Raw genomic sequence first — 16,201 nt, forward strand, 5'->3', positions numbered from 1 at the left:
TCCTTCACGACGATCACTTACGCTCTTCACGTAGCACGGAGGTTCGACGGGGAAGGCTGCGAAGACAAACGATCATGCGAAGTCGCGATGACGGATCCACTGAGAATGTCCGGCCGGGGGAGAAGGACGAGGTGACGCGCGGCCCCACGACGCCACCGGATCTACCGGCTCCTCAACTGGCCCGGGTCATTCTGACGATCGCTCTTCTCGGCTATCTGAGCGTCACCATCATCAATCTCGTGGGAGCGAACAACAGTACGGTCTCCCTCACCGCGTCCCTCACCGGCATGTTGCTCATCTTTCTGCTGCAGCTGAGACATTCCAGTCCCATGGCCCGCCGGGCCCCCACCTGGCAGAAGTCGGTCACGCTGGGCACGCAGGCGCTGCTCACCTATCTGCCGATCACGGTCTTCCACTCCCAGTGGGGGGCGATGGCGGGATTCCTCGCGGGATCCCTGCTGCTCCTCCTGCCCGGCCGACGGGCCTGGTTCGCCTATGGTGCCGTGGGGATCAGCATGCTCATCCCCCCGATCGTGGATCGCCTCCCCCTGGGCGAGGCGTTCTATCTGTGCCAGTCGACCCTGCTGACCGGGCTCGTCGTGTACGGGCTCTCCCGGATGGCCGAGCTGGTACGGGCGCTGCACGACACCAGGATCGAACTGACCCGTATGGCGGTCACCCAGGAACGGCTGCGATTCGCACGGGACTTGCACGATCTGCTGGGTTACAGCCTCTCCGCGATCACCCTGAAGAGCGAGCTGATCCACCGGCTGGTCCCGACGCATCCACGACGCGCGATGGACGAGATCAGCGAAGTGCTGGCGATCTCACGGCAGTCGCTCGCCGATGTGCGTACGGTCGCCAGCGGGCTGCGCGGACTCTCGCTGGAACAGGAGCTGGGTTCGGCGCAGTCCCTGCTCGCCGCCGCCGATGTGCGGGTGCGGGCCACCATCCGGCTCGGGAAGATCAGCCAGCAGGTCGACACGGTACTCGCCGCCGTGCTGCGGGAGGCGATCACCAATCTGCTGCGGCACTCACGCGCGGGTGTCTGCGATATCGAGGCCGTTCAAGAAGGCGGACTGATACGGCTGTCCGTGTCCAACGACGGTGTCGACCCGGCGTACCGCGACTCCTCGCCGCACAGCGGCAGCGGTCTGGGGAACCTGGAGACGCGGCTGCGGGCCGTGTCGGGCCGGCTCTCCATCGCACGCGGCGCCGACGGCACCTTCCATCTGATGGCCGAGGCGCCCGCCCATCTGATCAGAGAGGTACCCGATGTGGACGACGACATCTACGCCCAGGGCTCGGCGGCCTGAGCGGCACCACCACGTGCCCTGCTGGAACCGAGGAGGAGACCCCGTTCATGGCGATCCGCATTCTGCTGGCCGAAGACATGAACATGGTCCGCGGAGCCCTGGTCGCTCTGCTGAACCTGGAGAGCGATCTCAAGGTCGTCTGTGAACTGGAGCGCGGCGACCATATCCTGCCGGCCGCGCTGGAGCACCGACCCGATATCGCGATCATCGATATCGATCTGCCGGGGATCGACGGACTGACGGCGGCCGCCCGGCTCCGGGAGTCGCTGCCCGAGTGCCGGACGCTGATCCTCACCAGCCTGGGCCGGCCGGGAACGCTCCGGCGCGCGCTGTCGGCGCATGTCTCCGGCTATCTGCTCAAGGACGCGCCGCCCCAGGAACTGGCCACCGCGGTACGGCGGGTGGTCGCCGGACACCGGGTGATCGACGCTCAGCTCGCGCTCTCGGCATGGGACGGCGCCGAGTCGCCGCTGACCGAGCGGGAGACGGAGGTGCTGCGGATGGCGGCGGAGGGGTCGGAGGCCAATGAGATCGCCCGGGAGCTGCATCTGTCGCCGGGCACCGTACGGAACTATCTGACGACGATCGTGGCCAAGCTCAACGCGCGTAACCGCGTGGACGCGATCAGGATCGCGCAGGAGGCGGACTGGCTGCTTTAGGGCGGCGCTACGGAAGCAGGGCCGTCCACGCGCCGCCGTCCCCATCCACACACCGCCGCCGTCCACGCGCCGGCGACCGCGCTCAGGCGATGTCGTCCACGTCGCTGTCGAAGTCATCGACCGGTGTGGCCATACCGGCCGCGGCCAGATACTCGATGATGCCCCGGGTCACCGATCTAGGCAGCGGCAGAGCGTCCGATGCCTGATCCGGAGTGATGGGCCAGGCCAGCACGCCGACCACCCAGGCCGCCTCGGGGCGGTGCAGCAGCACCCGGTGCGGAGAGCCGACCGCCTCCAGCGCGAACCCCGCCGCCTCCAGGGTGAACGACACCCCGCGCCGCATCCGGATGCGGCGCTTCGGCGGCAGCCGTACCGGGGCGAAGGGAGCGGGCCGGGCGACCGGGAACACCGAGAGCAGCGGCCCCTTGAGATCGTCCAGACCGAGCGTGCGGACGACCAGGTGGGAGAGCCTCTTCAGCACCGGCAGCAGAACCAGATACGTAGGGGCCCGGGGCACGATTCCGCCCGGCCGGGGTTCGAGATTCGCGAGGAGAACGGGCCCGAGCTGCATCCGGCGCAGCGCCTCGTGGACGACCGGGTGCGCGTCTCCGATGCGCTCCGTCCCCCACCGCCCGGTCAGGACGAGCGTCTGGCCGCCGGCTTCCGTGGCGACGGCGACATCCTCGCTCAGCGACCAGAGGTTCACTGTTCGATGCTCATCCGCCGTTCCCAATGCTGCCCCTCGTCTTGAAACGGCCATGTACCGATCAGTATGTGGGGGCCGGTGAGGCCGGGGGGAGCGAGAATGTCACGAATCCGATGTGGAGATTTCACGCGGGGGGCGCGGGCGCGGCGCCTTGCGGAATGACCGGGCACAATGTGCGGTTGTTCGAACCATGTACGCAGACACGCAGACGATCCGGAAGATTCTCACGCAGAGCGGCGACACCTGGGCCGTGGTCGGACTGTCCGGCAACCGGTCCCGCGCGGCCTACGGCGTCGCGGAGGTGCTCCAGCGCTTCGGCAAACGCGTCGTGCCGGTCCACCCGAAGGCCGAGCCGGTCCACGGCGAGCAGGGCTACGCCTCGCTGGCCGACATCCCGTTCCCTGTCGATGTCGTGGACGTCTTCGTCAACAGCGACCTGGCGGGCGCCGTCGCGGACGAGGCGACGGCGATCGGGGCGAAGGCCGTCTGGTTCCAGCTCGGGGTGATCGACGAACAGGCATACGACCGCACCCGCGCGGCCGGCCTCGACATGGTCATGGACCGATGCCCGGCGATCGAGATCAATTCCCTGGATTAGCTCATCACGAAGGCCATTAGCCGAAGTTGTTGAATGCGATGCCGTTGGTGAGGGACGTGATGCCGCTCTGCACCCCGTCGACCTTGACGGTCTGTCCGGATACGTGTTTCACGTAGACGCGCATCAGGAATGTCCGGGTGCCGCACGCGGGGTCGATGGGGATGTCGGACTGGGCGGAGTAGCCGACGGCGTGGTGCGCGTCGTCGGTGACGGTCCGACGGGCGGGCGCGCTGTGGGTCCGGCAGGCATGGGCGGTGGCATCGAGCTGGATGAACTCGAAGCGGGTGTCCACGACCGCGTTCTGACCGCGCGGGTGGACCTGCATGGATTCGGCGCAGGAAGCGGTTCCCCGGTAGCACGTGGTCAGTTCGACATTCGCTTGTGCCGAGACGCTGACCGCGTCCGGGTGTGCCTGCCACTGGTGGACCGGTGTTCCGTCGTCGTAGAAGACCCAGGCATCCCGTCGCGCCGCTCCGCCACCGACATACGTGCACGCACCGGCTGTATCGGCACTCTCGCAGGCAGGGTTCTGCCACCAGCGCGCACCTCGCCGGTCGGTGTCGTCGCTTTCCAGCCACGTGCTGTTGGCGACCGCTGTGAGGTGGTAGGTGCCTGGCAGCGTCGAGTAGGCCGTGCCCTGCAGCACACAGGTGTAGACACCGGCAGCCGGCGCGGTGAACAGCAGATCCGCGTAGAGCGGCAGATGGCCTGGGGTCGCGTACGTGGTTGTGTCACTGCCTTCGTGGTTGCGGGCGGACGCCGCGACCACGGGCACGGTCCGGCCCGTTGAGTTCAGGCACCTGATGCGCTGAGTCAGACCGACAATTCCGGTCGTGCTGCTGGTGGCTTCGAGCCGGCCACGCAGATGCCGTTTTTCCCCAGCCGCAAGGGTCATCGTCCGTCGCAGCAGGTCGACAGTGGCACCTCGGGGTATGTCCGTGTCAGCGGCCAGGGTGAGACGGCCGGCGCTACCGGCGGCCGCTTCGGTCACGCCGGCCGCTTCGGTCACGCCGACTGCTTCGGTTGCTTCGGCTGGAGCCCGCCCAAGCGGCATGAGTAGCACCGCCACCAGAACGGCGGTGAGAGCCTTGCGAACATATCTGTTCCCGATGGTGCACATGTACCTGTCCATCCCTGTCCGCTCCCACTCCACTCCGAGCGGTCGCCCAAGCAGTGCCTGCCGGTCGTTCCCGCTGCACCCGGTGGCTGAGGTACCGACGGAAGTGTGACCTCAGCCACCGGAGAGCACAGTGCCCGGAAATGAGGAGGAGCCGGCTGGGAGACAGCCCCAACCCAGGACTCACGGGCGCGCGTTGCCCATGCACACCAGGTCGCCATAGGCGGCGCCCAGGTTGGGGACACCGATATTGCTGCTGAAGCCACCACCCACCAACGTACGGGCCACCTTGTAGACACCGACGTCGGCGTAGTAGTGCCAGACCTTCGCGTCGACCGACAGATTGTTGTCGTAGGACACGATGGTGCCGAACGTGAAGTCCTGAGGGAAGAAACAGGAGTTGGTGCTACCGCTGGCAATGCGATGACCACCGAAGCTGGTCGCGTCGTAGACGCAGACGCGATTCGCCGGGCAGGGGCCATCTGCGGCGGCCGGCGACGCCGTCGCCATCATGCCCCCCGCCGCCAAGAGCATGACCGAAGCGGTGCCGGCGGTTCTCTTCTTCCACGACACGTGTGTTCCCCCCAGGGGTAAGGTGTGTTTACGTTCGATGACAGAGAGACGGTATTGAGCCGCCCGTCACCTTCGTTTTCGTTTCCGTTCGCTCGTCAGCCACTCTCGCCGTTCCCGTCCGGGCCGTCCATGACGGGGAGTGCGCAACGCTTGCCTCTGCGTCCACAGGGCCGGATAGAGTGAAACGCATGATCGAGACGGTGTTCCGGAGCGATGATCTATCCGCGGCCGATCGGTTCGACCTCTGGCGCGAGCACATGGTCAAGGCGCTGTGTCCGATGGACATGAGCAGTGAACACAGCGCCGGCTTCCGGGTGGACATGCGGCTGCTTCAGCTCGGCTCCGTATGCGTATGGCCGACGACCGTACAGTCGGTGCGCTTCCGGCGGACCGCCAAGCTGATCCGGCGTTCCGATCCCGAGCTGTACCACCTCACCCTTCCGCTGCGGGGCACCAACGGCATCTCCCATGTCGGTCTGGAAACCGTCCACGGCCCGCACGACATGCATGTCGTGGACTCCTCACGGCCGTTCGACATCCATGTGCTCGACAGTCCGGCCCCCGTCCGGATGGTGGGGATCGAGGTCCCCAAGGCGCTGCTGCCCCTGCCCGCGCGCGCAGTCGACCGGCTGCTGGCCCGGCCGCTGCCGTTGCGCGACGGCACGGGCGCCCTTCTGGCAGGGCTCGTCACCCGCCTGGTCCAGGACACCGCCTCCTACGGCCTCGCCGACGGTCCTCGTCTGGAGTTGGTCGTCATCGATCTGATCTCCGCGGTGCTGGCGCATCACATCGACGCCGACGACACACTGCCGCCCGAGGCCCGAGGCCGCTCCCTGACACTGCGGATCCGCGCGTTCATCCAGCAGCATCTGCACGACCCGGGGCTGACCCCACCGTCCATAGCCGCCGCACACCAGATCTCCCTCAGCTATCTGCACCGCCTCTTCCATACCGACGGCGTCACCGTCTCGGCCTGGATACGCAGCCAGCGTCTGGAACGGGTGCGCCGCGACCTCGCCGATCCCGCCCTGCGGAATCTGTCCGCCCAACGCATCGCGGCCCATTGGGGATTCATCCACTACCCCCACTTCAGCCGCACCTTCCGCTCCGCCTACGGCCTCCCGCCCGTGGACTATCGCCGCCAGGAGACCCGCTACGGGTGATCCCCAGGCAGTGGCGAGGAGCAGGGCACCCCCGACGCGGTCAGACGCCCAGGCCCTCCAGAACCACCGCTCCCGGCAGGCCGCCGAAGATCTTGCCCGGGACGATCAGCTTGCCGCGGCGCCGGCCGCTGCCGATCAGGACCCATTCGGTGTCGAGCACCGCGGAGTCCACCAGCAGCGGCCAGGACGCGGGCAGGCCGATCGGGGTGATGCCTCCGTACTCCATGCCGGTCTCACCGACAGCGGTGTCCATCGCGGCGAACGAGGCTTTGCGCGCGCCCAGTTGTCGGCGGACCACGCCGTTGACGTCGACGCGGGTGCGGGAGAGCACGACACACGCCGCGAGCGTCGACTCACCGCCCCGCTTGCCCGCCACGACCACACAGTTCGCGGACCGGTCGAGCAGTCCGGGGCCGTGGTGCTCGGCGAAGACCGCCGTGTCCGCGATCGCCGGGTCGGTGTCGACGTACACCAGTTGTTCGGCGGGGACGTCGCCGTGCCAGGCGCGCACGGCGTCGGCGACGGGCGGCGTCAGTTCTTCGAGGCAGTCAGGGGCGGGTCTGGCGTTGTCGAAGTTTCCCAGGGGAGCGCGCATGGATTCACGCTAACAGCCGCCCCGTCACCACGAACCGGGCGTCTCAGCGTACGGGCGGAATCGAGACGGACATGATCATCTGGACGGTCTCGGCGCCTTCGTTGCGGTAGGCGTGCGGCACATTCGCCTCGAAGGCCACCGAGGCGCCCGCCGGTACGGTGTGCGGCTCGCCGTCGACGACGAGGGTCAGTTCGCCGGTGGTCACATGGAGCAGTTCGGTGGTCCCCGGCGGATGCGGGTCGGAGGAGCTGGCGTCCCCCGGCCGCAGGATCCACTCCCACAGTTCCAGTGGTCCGCGGGCCTCGGTGCCGACGAGCAGCGTGGTGCTGCTGCCCGCGGGTGTTGACCACATCCGTACGGCCTGGCTCTCCGGCACGATCCTGACCTGCGGCCCCTGCTCGTAGTCGAGGAGCGTGGTGATCGAGACGCCGAGCGCGTCGGCGAGTTTGACGGTGGTGCCGACGCTGGGGTTGGTACGGGCCTGCTCGATCTGGATGATCATTCCGCGACTGACCCCCGCCCTGGCCGCCAGGGCGTCGAGGGTGAAGCCCCGTTCACCGCGCCAGCGCTTGAGATTGCGGGCGAGGGACTGCGTGAGCTGGTCGAGGTCCGACACATTCCGTCCAATATATTCAATGGAATAGTTCAATAGACTGCACTACGGTGTGATGCACCCCATCGTTCACCGCACTGTACTGCGAGGCCCCGTATGACCGCACTGCTCGCCGCGGCCACCAGCGTGCTCTGGGGGCTGGCCGACTTCGGCGGCGGACTGCTCTCCCGGCGCATACCCGCCCTGACGGTCGTCGTCGTCTCCCAGCTGATCGCGGTGACGGTCCTCGGCACGATCGTGGTGGCCACCGGAGGCTGGTCGCAGGCGGGCCCGCCGCTCTGGTACGCGGTCGCGGCCGGGGTCGTGGGCCCGGTCGCGATGCTCAGCTTCTACAAGGCGCTCGCGCTCGGCCCGATGGGGGTGGTCTCGCCGCTCGGCTCGATCGGCGTGGCCGTACCGGTCGGGGTGGGGCTCATGATCGGCGAGCGGCCGGGACTCCTCCAGATCGCCGGGATCATGGTGGCCGTGGCGGGCATCGTTCTCGCGGGCGGCCCCGAGCTGCGCGGCGCGCCGGTGCGGCGCCAGGCGATCCTGCTCACATTGCTCGCCGCGTTCGGTTTCGGCGCGGTGATGGCGCTGATCTCCGAGGCCTTGACGACGGTCACCGGCCTCTTCCTCGCGCTCTTCGTCCAGCGCGTCACCAATGTGGTGGTCGGCGGGAGCGCGCTGTATGTGTCCGTACGGCGCGGCGCCCGCGCCCTGCCCGAGGACGGCGGGCTCCGTACGGTACGCGCCGCGCTGCCGGCCCTCGCCTTCGTGGGACTCGCCGACGTGGCCGCCAACGGTACGTACGCGCTGGCCGCGCAGCACGGGCCCGTCACCGTCGCCGCCGTACTCGCCTCGCTCTACCCGGTGATCACCGCGCTCGCGGCCCGCGGGGTCCTCAAGGAGCGGCTGCGCGCGATCCAGGCGGCCGGCGCCGGACTCGCGCTGGTGGGAACGGTTCTGCTGGCCGCCGGGTGAGCCCGGCACGACGTACGGTGAGGCTCACCCCAAAGCTATCCACCCCCGCGGGCTCCGCACCGGGCCCGGCGCGGCCGATATGACCATACGGTTGGCCGAAAGCAGTTGACCATATCGGGCCTCAACGGGCCCTCGGCAACCGTCCGGAGCGTCGAACGGGCGTCGGCACCCCTGCTTCGGGCACGGCGGACGCGGCCTTTGTGCATATGACAGCGGCTACAGCCGTTTGTTGTATCTACCATGCCTCCCAAGGCCGGTGGGCGACTTCGGGACGAACTCCCCCGTTGAGTGGGCTCCGGCCATTCTGTGTGTTCCACGAGCGCGCGGCGTGGTTAGCATGAGCGCCACATGTGGTGCGGAAGATCACCGTCCCCATCGGTGTCAGATCCCGCCCGTAAGGCCGAAGCGCGCTGGTCGGCCGGTCTTTATCCCCCGCACTCAAGCACCCGAGGGACCGCGGAATGTCAGTGCCTGTCGCCCCCCGCCCGCGCCGCATACGCAAGGCACGGTCTCTGCCGCTCGCCGTACCCCTGGGGCTGGTGGTGGCCGCCGCGGCGGGCGGCGCCGTGACCGCGACAGCGCCCCCGGCGGCCCGTGCCTGGGTGGCCGCGACCGCCGCCGCCTCCTGGGTGTGCCTGGCGGTCACGGCCGTCACCTCCGCGCTGCTCCTGCGCCGTGGCCGGCACGGAACGGTCAGCGCCGAGCACGAGTCGCGGACGGCACAGTCGCGGTTGACCCAACTCGGCGCGGAATCGGCGCATTTGCTGAACGTCACGCTGCCCGCGGTGGTCAAGCGAGTCCGGGACGGCGCGGGCGCCGACGAGACGCTGGAGTCCACCCCGGCTCCGTCCGATCCCCAACTGCGGCGCCTGCTGGAGATGTTCACCACCGAGGTCGCCGACTCCGCGCGGCGCGCGGCCGTAGCGGCCGCCGAGAGCGAGAGAGCCGTCGCCCAGCTGACGCGGGCGGCCGACGAGCTGGATCTGCTCACCGCCAAGACGCTTCCGGACGCTCTCGGCGGGCTGCGCTCCGGCGGCTCCGCGGACACCGTACTCGGCACCGTCGAACCGCCCTCCGAGCCGCGACTGCGGGTCCTGCTGGATACGGTGGTCAGGGACTTCGCCATCAGCGAGCGACGGGCCGCGGCGGCGCAGGCGGCCAGCGCCAAGGCACTGAGCCGGGTACAGGCGAAGGCCGTGAGCATGCTCGCGGATCTGCGCGAGATGCAGGACCGGTACGGCGAAGAGGTCTTCGGCGACCTGCTCAAGCTCGACCACAACACCTCGCAGCTCGGGCTGCTCACCGACCGGCTCGCCCTGCTGATGGGCGGCCGCGCGAGCCGTGCCTGGAACAAGCCGATCGGCATGGAGAGCATCCTGCGCGGCGCGGTGGGCCGGATCGCCGCGTACCAGCGGGTCAGGCTGCACTGTTCGAGCAACGCCGCGATCGCCGGATTCGCCGCCGAGCCCGTGATGCACCTCCTCGCCGAACTCATGGACAACGCGGCGAACTTCTCCCCGCCGATCGACGAGGTCCATGTCTACGTCGAGGAGCGCACCGCCGGGGTCGTGGTGACCATCGAGGACAGTGGTCTGAAGATGGCCGCCGCCGCGATGCGGCGGGCCGAGGAGTCCGTCTCGGGACGGGTCACCGACCTGGCGATGCTCCAGGGCACCCGGCTCGGTCTCGCCGTGGTCGGCCGACTGGCCGCCAAGTACCACATCAGCGTCAACTACCGGCCGTCGTCCCGTGGTGGTACGGGTGTCGTGGTGCTCTTCCCGCCGCAGCTCATGGCGCAGCAGCGTGGTCTGGCCCCGGAGCCGTCCCTGCGGCGCCCGGCGCCGGAGGCGACGATCCCCGCCGCGGCGCCGGTCACCCCGGCCCCCCGGACCACGGTCGACCCGCCCCGCTCGTCCGCACCGGCCACCCCCACGGTCTCCCCCGAACCGCCCGCCCCGTCCGCACCGGTGGACGGCCCCCGCGTGGCGACGCCCAACGGTCTGCCGGTCCGCCCGCCCGGCCGCACCATGGCCGCGGCCGACCGAGGCCGGCCACAGCCGGAATCGGAGAGCGAGGGCGTACGGCCGGGCCGCGACGCGGGCTCGCAGTTCGGGGCCTTCCACCGCGCGCGCCGCGCCTCGGAGGACCGGTCGGGCTCCGGCGACACCACCGGCGCGCCCGGCGCCGACGATGCCTCCGGAACCGGCGATGCGAAGGGACCTGACGGCACGTCCGGGACTCCGGCCGAGTAAAGGGCCGCCCTCTCCCCGTACGGCGCCCGGGGTCTTGGCGCCCTTCCCCACCCGGAACGCGAGATTGGAGGCACGGGCAGGTGACCGGTCCGCCCGGTACCACCCGCCCCACGCACACCATGCAGACCACTGACAACAGCCTGACCTGGCTCCTCGAAAGCCTGTTGGAACGCACCCCCGGCACCCGGCACGCCCTGGTGCTCTCCCGTGACGGGCTGAAGCTCTGCTGGAGCCGACATCTCACCCTTGACCAGGCCGACCAGCTGGCGGCCATCTGTTCCGGCATCCAGGCGCTCGCCCAGGGCGCCTCGGTGGAGTTCGGCAACGGCACCGGCGGCGTACGGCACTCGATGACCGAATTCCACGGCGGGCTGCTGTTCATCGTGGAGGCCGGTGACGGAGCGCATCTCGCGGTCGTGGCCGAGGACGGCGCCGACCCGGGCGTGGTGGGCCATCAGATGACGGAGCTGGTCGAGCAGATCGGTGAGCATCTGCGGGCCGAGCCGCGCGGGTCGGTCCAGGAGAGTTCCCCGTCATGACCCCCCGCCGGCCCGTCGACACCGGGGATCCCGACCGGCTGTACACCGTCACCGGTGGCCGCAGCCGGGTCGACGACGACTCGTTCGATCTGGTCACCCTGATCGTCAGCGAGTGCGAACCGACGCCGGGGATGCAGTCGGAGCATGTCCGGATCCTGGAACTGTGCCGTCATCCCACGGCGGTCGTCGAGATCTCCGCGGAGCTGAGGCTGCCGGTGACGGTGGTACGGATCCTCCTCGGCGATCTCCTCGCGACGGGCCGGATCACCGCCCGGCATCCCCGTGCGGCACGCTCCGCCGAGCTGCCCGACTCCGCCCTTCTGAAGGAGGTGCTCCATGGACTCCGCAACCTCTGAGCTTCCGGCCCGTACCCCGCTGGCCGACGCCGCCGAGACCGGTCTGAAGATCGTCATCGTGGGCGGATTCGGGGTGGGCAAGACCACCCTCGTACGGTCGGTGAGCGAGATCCGGCCGCTCAACACCGAAGAGGTCATGACGCAGGCCGGCATCGGTGTCGACGAGACCGCCGGGCTGACCACCAAGACCACCACGACCGTGGCCTTCGACTTCGGCCGGATCAGCCTCAACGACCGTATGGTGCTCTATCTGTTCGGGGCGCCAGGACAGGAGAGATTCTGGTTCCTCTGGGACCGCCTCTTCTCGGGCACGCTGGGCGCGGTCGTCCTGGTCGACACCCGGCGGATGAGCGAGTCCTGGTACGCGATCGACCGGCTGGAGCACCACAGGACACCGTTCGTGGTCGCGGTCAACCGGTTCGACGACGATGCCTCGGCATTCTCACTGGAGGAGATCCGGCAGGCGCTCTCGCTGCCGGACCATGTCCCGCTGATCGACTGCGACGCGCGGGTGCGTTCGTCCGGCAAGAGCGTACTGATCACCCTCGTGGACCACCTTTACGAACTGGCCATGGCCCGGGAGATGACCCCATGACCGATCCCGCAGAACTCTCCCCCGACCAGACCGTCCCGCCACCCGGCTGCCCCGCGCACGCCGGCGCGCAGGAGGGTGCTGTCGCGCTGAGCGGCCTGGAGTACCAGCAGACCCCGTCCCAGCTGTACCGCACCCTGCGCAGGGAGCACGGCGCGATCGCGCCCGTCGTGCTCGACGGGGGCATCCCCGCCTGGCTGGTGCTCGGCTATACCGAGGTCTCGTATGTCACCAACCATGACGAGCTGTTCGCCCGTGACTCGCGGCGCTGGAACCAGTGGCCGTCGATCCCGCCCGACTGGCCGCTGATGCCGTTCGTCGGCTATCAGCCGTCGGTCATGTTCGCGGAGGGCCCGGAGCACCAGCGCAGGGCCGGTGTGATCACCGACGCGCTGGAGGCCATCGACCAGTTCGAACTGGCCCATACCTGCCGCGGGATCGCCGAGGGGCTCATCGACGACTTCGCCGGCAGCGGCCAGGCGGAGCTGATGAGCGTGTTCGCGCACGCGCTGCCGATGCGGGCCGTGGTCCAGCTCTGCGGGATGCCGGCCGACGGCGTCGACACCGACGACCTGGTCCGCGATCTGCGGATCTCGCTGGACGCCGCCGAGGGCGATGACCCCGTCGCCGCCTATGTGCGGGTGATGGAGCGGATGCAACAGCTGGTCAAGGACAAGCGGGATCACCCGGGGTCCGACCTCACCTCCCGGATGCTCAGCCACCCGGCCGGGCTGACGGACGAGGAGGTGGTCGTCGACCTGATCACCGTCATCGCCGCAGCGCAGCAGCCGACCGCCAACTGGATCTGCAACACCCTGCGACTGCTGCTCACCGACGACCGGTTCGCGCTGAACGTGTCCGGCGGCCGGCTCAGCGTCGGGCAGGCGCTGAACGAGGTGCTGTGGCTGGACACGCCGACGCAGAACTTCATCGGCCGATGGGCGGTGCGCGACACCCAGCTCGGCGGCCGGCACATCAAGGCGGGCGACTGTCTGGTCCTGGGTCTGGCCGCGGCCAACACCGATCCGCAGATCTGGCCGGAGGGTCATATCGGCCCGGAGAACTCCGCGCATCTGTCGTTCAGCAACGGTGAGCACCGCTGCCCGTACCCGGCCCCGCTGCTGGCCGATGTCATCGCGCGCACCGCGGTCGAGACGCTGCTGGAGCGGCTGCCGGACGTGGTGCTCGCGGTCGAGCCGTACGAGCTGACGTGGCGGCCGTCCATCTGGATGCGGGGGCTGACCGCGCTGCCGGTGAGCTTCACCCCGGTCGTGCAGTAGTCGTGCAGTAGTCGTGCGGTAGCGGCGCCGTACCGGCCGGTCGCCTGCCCGCGTACGGCCGCCGGGCCCGGAAACTCCGGGCCCGGCGGATGCCGTCAGCCCTTGGCGGGGGTGAATCGCACGGGCAGCGTCTGCGGTCCACGGGTGAACACGCCCTGCTCGGCGGGGTCGAACCCGTCGGCGAGACGGATGTCCGGCATGGCGTCGAGCAGTTGGTTGACGCCGGTTTCGACCTCCGCCTTGGCCAGCAGGGCGCCGACGCAGAAATGCCGTCCGAGCGCGAAGGCCAGATGGTCCGCCGCCGCGGAGAACGCGGTCGTCGTGGTCAGATCGTCCCGGAAGATATTGAAGCGGTCCGGCTCCTGGTAGATCGAGGCGTCACGGTTGGCCGCGCCGATCAGACAGGTGACCGTGGCTCCCGCCGGTATGGTCCCGCCGCTCACCTCGACGTCCTTGGCGGGCTGCCGCATGATCATATGCACCGGTGGGGTGAACCGGAGCGTCTCCGCGAAGGCCCGGTCGATCAGCGTACGGTCCTCCTGCACGGCCGCCAGCTGGTCGGGGTGGAGCAGCAGATTCGCGAAGACGCTGGCGATCGCCTTGTCGGTGGTCTCACCGCCGGCCGCCAGCAGCAGGCTGCAGAACGCCTTGATGTCCTCGTCGCTCATCCGTACACCGTCGACCTCGGCGGCGCAGAGCGTGGAGAGCAGATCGTCCCCGAGGTTGTCGCGCCGCTCGCGGATGATCGGCAGCATGTACTCGGCGAACTCGACGCGGGTACGCTCACCGGCCGCCGCGACCTCCACGTCGCCGGAGAGGTTGCCCAGGAAGGCGATGACCGCGGTGTACCAGCCGTGGAATCGGGCGTGGTCGGCCTTGTCGAGGCCCAGCATGTCGGCGATGACGTTGACGGGGAAGCGGGTGGCGTAGTCCGCCACCAGATCCGCGGATCCGGTGTGCCGGAAGGCGTCGATCAGTTCACGGGAGTTGCGGTCGATGACCGGCAGGAACTTGTCGCGCAGATCGCTGCCGCGGAAGGCCGGGGCGACCAGCGCCCGGCGTACCGCGTGTTCCCGGCCGCTCAGCTGGAGGATCGTCTTGCCGTGCACCGGCTCGATCTGCCAGTCGTAGTTGTCGGTGGTGAACACCGACTCCTTGTCCTTGAAGGCGCGTTCGACATCCTCGTAGCGCGAGATGATGTAGCTCTTGGTGGCCTCGTGCCAGAAGAGCGGCGCGCTCTCGCGCATCACGCGGTAGGCCGGATACGGATTCTCGGCGAACTCGGGCGACAGGATGTCGGGAACTTGATGTGCGGTGGCCATGGAGCTCCTCGGTCAGTACCTGGCCCGATCGATAACGGGCGACTACACCAAGGCTATTGATCAACCGTCATCAGATACAGCCATCGGCGAGCCGGACCTGAGGTCAGTGTGCCCGAAGTGGTCGCTTACGGTGTAACTCCGATCAGCACGGAGGAGACGTCATGACGGAACGCGCACTGATCACCGGAGTGGCCGGGAAGGTCCCCGGCGTCGACCCCGCCGCGTTCACCGCGCCGACGTCCGTCGTGATCGGCGATGTCACCGTGGCGGCGGGTGCGAACATCTGGTACCACACGGTGCTCAGGGCCGACTGCGGGCCGATCACGGTGGGCGCGGACAGCAACGTCCAGGACAACTGCACCCTGCACTGCGATCCCGGTTTCCCGCTCACGGTCGGCGAGCGCGTCTCGGTCGGTCACAACGCGGTGCTGCACGGCTGCACCGTCGAGGACGATGTACTGATCGGCATGGGCGCCACGGTTCTCAACGGCGCGCACATCGGCGCGGGGTCACTGGTCGCGGCGCAGTCGCTCGTGCCCCAGGGCATGCGGGTGCCGCCCGGCTCGCTGGTCGCGGGGGTGCCGGCCAAGGTCAAGCGTGAGCTGACGGAAGAGGAGCGGGCGGGGATCAGGCTGAACGCGGCGGGCTATCTGGAGCTGGCGAAGGCACACCGCGAGACGCACGGGGACTGACGGGGGCGGGCGTGTCCCGGGGGCGGCTGTGTCCCGGGGGCGGGCGTGTCCCGGGGGCGGCTGTCGGAGAGCGCTCAGTCCGCCGCGGGTACGGGGTCGGGGTCGCCCGCGGGCGGCTCCGGCTCCGCGGCCTTCTTGGCCCGGTTCCTGAGGACGAGCATTGACGCGATCCCGATCAGCGCCGCGAGCAGCAGACCGAGCCAGGAGAAGCGCTTGAGCCATGCCTCGGCGACCACACCCACCGAGTAGATGACGGCGGTCGTACCACCCGCCCAGACGATGCCGCCCAGCACGTTGGCGATCAGGAACTTCCAGTACGGCATGCGCAGCACGCCCGCGAGCGGCCCCGCGAAGATCCGCAGCAGGGCGACGAAGCGGCCGAAGAAGACGGCCCACATGCCCCACTTCCGGAACGAGCGCTCCGCCATGGCGATCTGGGCCTCGCCGAAGTGCTTGGGGAACTTCGCGCCGAGCCGGGCGAGCAACGGCCTGCCGCCCTTGCGGCCGATGGCGTAGCCGATCGAGTCACCGATGATCGCGCCGGCGGTGGCGCAGGCGCCGAGGATGTACGGATTGATGTCGCCGTGCTGCGAGGCGAGCAGCGCCGAGCTGACGAGGACGATCTCACCCGGCAGCGGGATACCGAGGCTTTCGAGCCCGATGACCACCCCCACCAGGAGGTAGACGCTGACCGCGGGAACGGTCTCCAGCCACTCCTGGACGTGCAACGCCGGTTCCTCTCGTTGTTTCCGCTGCCCGGTGGGCGCCTGGCCAGGCGCACGCCGGGCAGCCTACCCCGTGGGCGGGTGCGGAGAGGAATTCGGGCGGAGGTCAGGGAGCGGAGGTCAGGAAGGGGGGCGCGACG

General features: G+C 69.2%; 18 protein-coding genes. 11 read left to right on the plus strand and 7 right to left on the minus strand.

Annotated features, from left to right (window positions below; all coding sequences use genetic code 11):
* The first annotated feature begins 56 nt into the window (after positions 1-56).
* Together ACIRQP_RS30750 and ACIRQP_RS30755 are read left to right on the plus strand one after the other, a co-directional pair.
* Entirely contained in the window at positions 57-1,316 is a 1,260-nt protein-coding gene (locus tag ACIRQP_RS30750) for a sensor histidine kinase (protein WP_403895841.1), read from the plus strand.
* 47 nt (positions 1,317-1,363) lie between these two features.
* Complete coding sequence (locus ACIRQP_RS30755; protein ID WP_382530583.1) at positions 1,364-1,975, plus strand: DNA-binding response regulator; 612 nt, start codon at positions 1,364-1,366, stop codon at positions 1,973-1,975.
* A gap of 82 nt (positions 1,976-2,057) precedes the next feature.
* Here the strand turns inward: ACIRQP_RS30755 and ACIRQP_RS30760 are convergent, their stop codons facing one another.
* Positions 2,058-2,681 (minus strand): NADH oxidase, encoded by a 624-nt coding sequence (locus ACIRQP_RS30760; protein WP_403895639.1) that lies wholly within the window; start codon positions 2,679-2,681, stop codon positions 2,058-2,060.
* Positions 2,682-2,871: 190 nt separating this feature from the next.
* Between ACIRQP_RS30760 and ACIRQP_RS30765 the strand changes: the two genes are divergently transcribed.
* Complete coding sequence (locus ACIRQP_RS30765) at positions 2,872-3,279, plus strand: CoA-binding protein (RefSeq protein WP_403895641.1); 408 nt, start codon at positions 2,872-2,874, stop codon at positions 3,277-3,279.
* Positions 3,280-3,295: 16 nt separating this feature from the next.
* On the opposite strand, the gene ACIRQP_RS30770 is transcribed toward ACIRQP_RS30765, so the two are convergent.
* Entirely contained in the window at positions 3,296-4,288 is a 993-nt protein-coding gene (locus ACIRQP_RS30770; protein WP_403895643.1) for a hypothetical protein, read from the minus strand.
* Positions 4,289-4,579: 291 nt separating this feature from the next.
* Positions 4,580-4,969 (minus strand): peptidase inhibitor family I36 protein, encoded by a 390-nt coding sequence (locus tag ACIRQP_RS30775; protein WP_403895645.1) that lies wholly within the window; start codon positions 4,967-4,969, stop codon positions 4,580-4,582.
* Between the two features lie 188 nt (positions 4,970-5,157).
* Between ACIRQP_RS30775 and ACIRQP_RS30780 the strand changes: the two genes are divergently transcribed.
* Positions 5,158-6,132 (plus strand): helix-turn-helix domain-containing protein, encoded by a 975-nt coding sequence (locus tag ACIRQP_RS30780; RefSeq protein ID WP_403895648.1) that lies wholly within the window; start codon positions 5,158-5,160, stop codon positions 6,130-6,132.
* Between the two features lie 40 nt (positions 6,133-6,172).
* Here ACIRQP_RS30780 and ACIRQP_RS30785 read toward each other — a convergent pair whose 3' ends face one another.
* Both ACIRQP_RS30785 and ACIRQP_RS30790 read right to left on the minus strand, forming a co-directional pair.
* On the minus strand, positions 6,173-6,727 hold the full coding sequence (locus ACIRQP_RS30785; protein WP_403895651.1) for a YbaK/EbsC family protein: 555 nt from the start codon (positions 6,725-6,727) through the stop codon (positions 6,173-6,175).
* Between the two features lie 43 nt (positions 6,728-6,770).
* On the minus strand, positions 6,771-7,343 hold the full coding sequence (locus ACIRQP_RS30790) for a helix-turn-helix domain-containing protein (protein ID WP_403895654.1): 573 nt from the start codon (positions 7,341-7,343) through the stop codon (positions 6,771-6,773).
* Between the two features lie 93 nt (positions 7,344-7,436).
* On the opposite strand from ACIRQP_RS30790, the gene ACIRQP_RS30795 reads away from it, so the two are divergent.
* From ACIRQP_RS30795 to ACIRQP_RS30820, 6 genes are all read left to right on the plus strand, one after another.
* The gene (locus ACIRQP_RS30795; RefSeq protein WP_403895656.1) at positions 7,437-8,303 is read left to right on the plus strand and encodes an EamA family transporter; all 867 of its coding nucleotides are present in this window, start codon (positions 7,437-7,439) and stop codon (positions 8,301-8,303) included.
* Between the two features lie 461 nt (positions 8,304-8,764).
* Positions 8,765-10,555, plus strand: coding sequence for an ATP-binding protein (locus ACIRQP_RS30800; protein WP_403895659.1), 1,791 nt, complete (start codon positions 8,765-8,767; stop codon positions 10,553-10,555).
* Between the two features lie 119 nt (positions 10,556-10,674).
* Positions 10,675-11,094 carry a roadblock/LC7 domain-containing protein gene (locus tag ACIRQP_RS30805; protein ID WP_365909554.1) on the plus strand — a complete coding sequence of 140 codons (420 nt, stop codon included), beginning with the start codon at positions 10,675-10,677 and terminating at the stop codon, positions 11,092-11,094.
* A complete protein-coding gene (locus ACIRQP_RS30810; RefSeq protein WP_365748073.1) occupies positions 11,091-11,450 on the plus strand; it encodes a DUF742 domain-containing protein in 360 nt (119 codons plus the stop codon). Before ACIRQP_RS30805 ends, ACIRQP_RS30810 begins: the two co-directional genes overlap by 4 nt.
* The gene (locus ACIRQP_RS30815) at positions 11,431-12,045 is read left to right on the plus strand and encodes a GTP-binding protein (protein ID WP_403895663.1); all 615 of its coding nucleotides are present in this window, start codon (positions 11,431-11,433) and stop codon (positions 12,043-12,045) included. Before ACIRQP_RS30810 ends, ACIRQP_RS30815 begins: the two co-directional genes overlap by 20 nt.
* Positions 12,042-13,322 (plus strand): cytochrome P450, encoded by a 1,281-nt coding sequence (locus ACIRQP_RS30820; protein WP_403895666.1) that lies wholly within the window; start codon positions 12,042-12,044, stop codon positions 13,320-13,322. The genes ACIRQP_RS30815 and ACIRQP_RS30820 overlap by 4 nt, the downstream gene beginning before the upstream one ends.
* Positions 13,323-13,417: 95 nt before the next feature.
* Here the strand turns inward: ACIRQP_RS30820 and ACIRQP_RS30825 are convergent, their stop codons facing one another.
* Positions 13,418-14,644: a cytochrome P450 gene (locus ACIRQP_RS30825; RefSeq protein ID WP_403895669.1), complete on the minus strand. Its 1,227-nt coding sequence runs from the start codon at positions 14,642-14,644 to the stop codon at positions 13,418-13,420.
* 161 nt (positions 14,645-14,805) lie between these two features.
* Between ACIRQP_RS30825 and ACIRQP_RS30830 the strand changes: the two genes are divergently transcribed.
* The gene (locus ACIRQP_RS30830) at positions 14,806-15,336 is read left to right on the plus strand and encodes a gamma carbonic anhydrase family protein (protein ID WP_403895672.1); all 531 of its coding nucleotides are present in this window, start codon (positions 14,806-14,808) and stop codon (positions 15,334-15,336) included.
* 74 nt (positions 15,337-15,410) lie between these two features.
* On the opposite strand, the gene ACIRQP_RS30835 is transcribed toward ACIRQP_RS30830, so the two are convergent.
* Positions 15,411-16,064 (minus strand): DedA family protein, encoded by a 654-nt coding sequence (locus tag ACIRQP_RS30835; RefSeq protein WP_403895675.1) that lies wholly within the window; start codon positions 16,062-16,064, stop codon positions 15,411-15,413.
* Between the last annotated feature and the right edge of the window lie 137 nt (positions 16,065-16,201).

The sequence above is a fragment of the Streptomyces sp. NPDC102274 genome, assembly GCF_044766385.1.
Lineage (GTDB): Bacteria > Actinomycetota > Actinomycetes > Streptomycetales > Streptomycetaceae > Streptomyces.

Bases quoted from the DNA above. Each gene is read 5' to 3' on its own strand.
- ACIRQP_RS30755 (WP_382530583.1), top strand. From the start codon at position 1,364: ATGGCGATCCGCATTCTGCTGGCCGAAGACATGAACATGGTCCGCGGA.
- ACIRQP_RS30765 (WP_403895641.1), top strand. From the start codon at position 2,872: ATGTACGCAGACACGCAGACGATCCGGAAGATTCTCACGCAGAGCGGC.
- ACIRQP_RS30780 (WP_403895648.1), top strand. From the start codon at position 5,158: ATGATCGAGACGGTGTTCCGGAGCGATGATCTATCCGCGGCCGATCGG.
- ACIRQP_RS30785 (WP_403895651.1), bottom strand. From the start codon at position 6,727: ATGCGCGCTCCCCTGGGAAACTTCGACAACGCCAGACCCGCCCCTGAC.
- ACIRQP_RS30795 (WP_403895656.1), top strand. From the start codon at position 7,437: ATGACCGCACTGCTCGCCGCGGCCACCAGCGTGCTCTGGGGGCTGGCC.
- ACIRQP_RS30800 (WP_403895659.1), top strand. From the start codon at position 8,765: ATGTCAGTGCCTGTCGCCCCCCGCCCGCGCCGCATACGCAAGGCACGG.
- ACIRQP_RS30805 (WP_365909554.1), top strand. From the start codon at position 10,675: ATGCAGACCACTGACAACAGCCTGACCTGGCTCCTCGAAAGCCTGTTG.
- ACIRQP_RS30810 (WP_365748073.1), top strand. From the start codon at position 11,091: ATGACCCCCCGCCGGCCCGTCGACACCGGGGATCCCGACCGGCTGTAC.
- ACIRQP_RS30815 (WP_403895663.1), top strand. From the start codon at position 11,431: ATGGACTCCGCAACCTCTGAGCTTCCGGCCCGTACCCCGCTGGCCGAC.
- ACIRQP_RS30820 (WP_403895666.1), top strand. From the start codon at position 12,042: ATGACCGATCCCGCAGAACTCTCCCCCGACCAGACCGTCCCGCCACCC.
- ACIRQP_RS30825 (WP_403895669.1), bottom strand. From the start codon at position 14,644: ATGGCCACCGCACATCAAGTTCCCGACATCCTGTCGCCCGAGTTCGCC.
- ACIRQP_RS30830 (WP_403895672.1), top strand. From the start codon at position 14,806: ATGACGGAACGCGCACTGATCACCGGAGTGGCCGGGAAGGTCCCCGGC.